The 2,419-nt window shown below is 43.2% G+C and carries 3 protein-coding genes; all 3 read right to left on the minus strand.

From position 1 onward, the window contains the following. Positions 1-260 precede the first annotated feature (260 nt). Entirely contained in the window at positions 261-1,040 is a 780-nt protein-coding gene (locus tag AALA56_RS09880; RefSeq protein WP_369909869.1) for an LPXTG cell wall anchor domain-containing protein, read from the minus strand. A 110-nt stretch (positions 1,041-1,150) separates the two neighbouring features. Then, complete coding sequence (locus AALA56_RS09885; protein WP_369909870.1) at positions 1,151-1,369, minus strand: hypothetical protein; 219 nt, start codon at positions 1,367-1,369, stop codon at positions 1,151-1,153. Positions 1,370-1,375: 6 nt separating this feature from the next. After that, positions 1,376-2,194, minus strand: a complete 819-nt coding sequence (locus tag AALA56_RS09890) for an accessory Sec-dependent serine-rich glycoprotein adhesin (protein WP_369909871.1) — start codon at positions 2,192-2,194, stop codon at positions 1,376-1,378. Between the last annotated feature and the right edge of the window lie 225 nt (positions 2,195-2,419).

Here is a 2,419-nt window from a genome sequence, read left to right on the forward strand (position 1 = left end):
TTGTGGTGATTACAATTATATCTCTCTGAGGTGTTTTTTCATACTTTTAAGTGGCTAACTTCATTTTAGAACTTTTACACTAACAAAAAACGTCTTCTTTTTTATTTAACCGCATACCAAAATATAACGGATTAACTTTTCTCCCTCTAAACAAATATCTCTTTTTATATTGCATCGTTAGTACAATAGTCTAGCAAGCGTTTTCTACTATCGCCAAGACCTAATTCTTTTTAATACAGCCAATACTAAAAGGAAATATGTTATGAATTCTTATCCTCTGTTGGTTTCTTTTTCTTCTTGCCAAGCAAGAGAGAACCCAGTAGAGCTCCTCCACCAAGAAGCGATGCTACTGAAGTGTTATCTCCAGTTAGAGGGAGAGTAGAGGCTTTAGCAATATCAAGAGAGTCTTGACTTGTGCTATGACTAACTGAAGTTGACTGCCGTGTTGATTCTGAGGATGATGTTGACTCTGTTTGTAAAGCAGACTCGCTTAACGATTCTGAGATGGATTCGGAGACAGATTCGCTCACTGACTCTGATAAGGACTCACTGAGGACAGACAAGGACGTAGACTCACTAGCTGACTCGGAGATAGATACCGACGCAGACTCCGAGCTAGGCTCTGACTGGATGATTTTCTCGATATCCTCTTGCGTTAAACTAATAGCAGAATCACCTGTTTTTCTAATGATACTTGCATCTGGTATACGACTTCCCGAAGCATAGGTAGAGTTTGAAGAGACAGCAACCGCTAGTGTAAAGCCTCCTGTCTCTCCTATCGTTCCTTCGATGACAGTAGGATTACTATGCCAGTTTCCAGTACCACGATGGGTTGTTCCGTTAGACCAATCTTTAAAATCATCATAGAGAGGACCACCAGCGTCGTAATCTTTTTGCTCAGTTTCTCCACGAACAGTTAAGTCTGAAATACCTGTCTGCCCGACAATGATGATACCATTGTTTCCACCACCATTATTTGTAAAACTATTATAAAGCTGCACTTCGATAGCGTTGGTCGCTGTATCAAGGACAACGGTCACACTCGTAAAGCAACCATCCTTAGTTGTACTCGGATGAATATTGAGAGTAGATGTGTCCCAGCCCGTGATTTCAACGACCTTAAGGTTATTCGGGTCTTTTCGTGTGATGGTTAGCGTCTGACCACTTGAGGTCGTGATGGTCGTTGTCGCCCAATCACTCTCGTCGGCACGTCGGCACTTAGATTGTGGTTACTGATGGATTGATTAGCTAGCCCATCGTCACCCACCACCATAGCGCCTTGCAGTGCTTTACTCAGTGCACTAGCTTTCTTGGTCGCACTATCTACATCAGCCTGTGTAGCGGTCGCTGACTTCAGGAGATTCTCCATGGTTGTTTAGAGCGCCTTTGCTTCAGCCACTGTTGCTTGATAGCTGGCTAGTGCCTCTCCAGTGAGAAACTCACTCTTGATATCAGAGACAATCGTCGCAAGCTCAAGCTCTTCCCTAGCCTTTATCAAATCTGTCGTATCAACACTCGCTTCTGACTGGCTCTCCGTGCCACTAGACTCGCTTGTAATCAGCTCAGAGCTAGCACTAGCCTCAGATGTAGAGGATAGATGTGACGTGCTTTTTGACTCCGACTTGCTATATGACTCTGAGCTACTGAGAGACTCTGACTGACTGTATGATTCTGAGATAGACTCTGACACAGACTCACTGACGGATTCCGAGATAGACTCTGACGTGAAGGCACTAAGCGATTGCGACTCTGACAAAGAGTGTGAACTGCTGTGAGACTCTGACCTTGATAGCGACAAGGACTCCTCTGACACAGACTGTGTCTCATCTAACGCTGAGTCATATTGCCCCATAGAAACAACATCACTGTCCACAAGCGTCTCTGTGGATAGCTCCATCTCCATAGCTGTCGTGTCGTCAGCAAAAACCGTCTGACTACTAGCACCACCTGCTATGATAGCACCAAGCGCTGCGGCTCCCTTTAGGATAGTATGCGGCATAGATACATCACTTACCACTTCCTCTGCTTCCTTGAGGCTAATGTTGACCTCTTCTGCATTAAGCCCTTTAAAAAGACGCATTAATCCAATCTGTGTCATGACAACACGCACCCAGTGCTTACCAGACTTGTACATCTTGACACAAGATTTTCGGGACGTTTCTTCTTGTTTGTTACGAACTTTTCTAAATTTCATAGACCCCCACTTTCCTAATGCAGCAATCTCATTTATTGCAATAAAAATTAAAATGTCCAACTACAATATAACATTCACATAGTTGTTCAGTCAAGTAATTTGAGGTTACTAAGATATACAAAAACAGCAAGGAAATTTCGGTACTAGCCCCCAAAAATGAGACACAAAAAAAAACACTCCTGTTGAAAATCTAGTAAACTAGAAACAGGAGTGTTTTGTTATGGT

It is taken from the genome of Streptococcus hyointestinalis (assembly GCF_041225505.1).
In the GTDB taxonomy this organism is placed as follows: domain Bacteria; phylum Bacillota; class Bacilli; order Lactobacillales; family Streptococcaceae; genus Streptococcus; species Streptococcus hyointestinalis_B.

Coding starts and splice junctions, on each gene's coding strand:
- AALA56_RS09885 (WP_369909870.1), bottom strand. CDS start 1,369: ATGGAGAATCTCCTGAAGTCAGCGACCGCTACACAGGCTGATGTAGAT.
- AALA56_RS09890 (WP_369909871.1), bottom strand. CDS start 2,194: ATGAAATTTAGAAAAGTTCGTAACAAACAAGAAGAAACGTCCCGAAAA.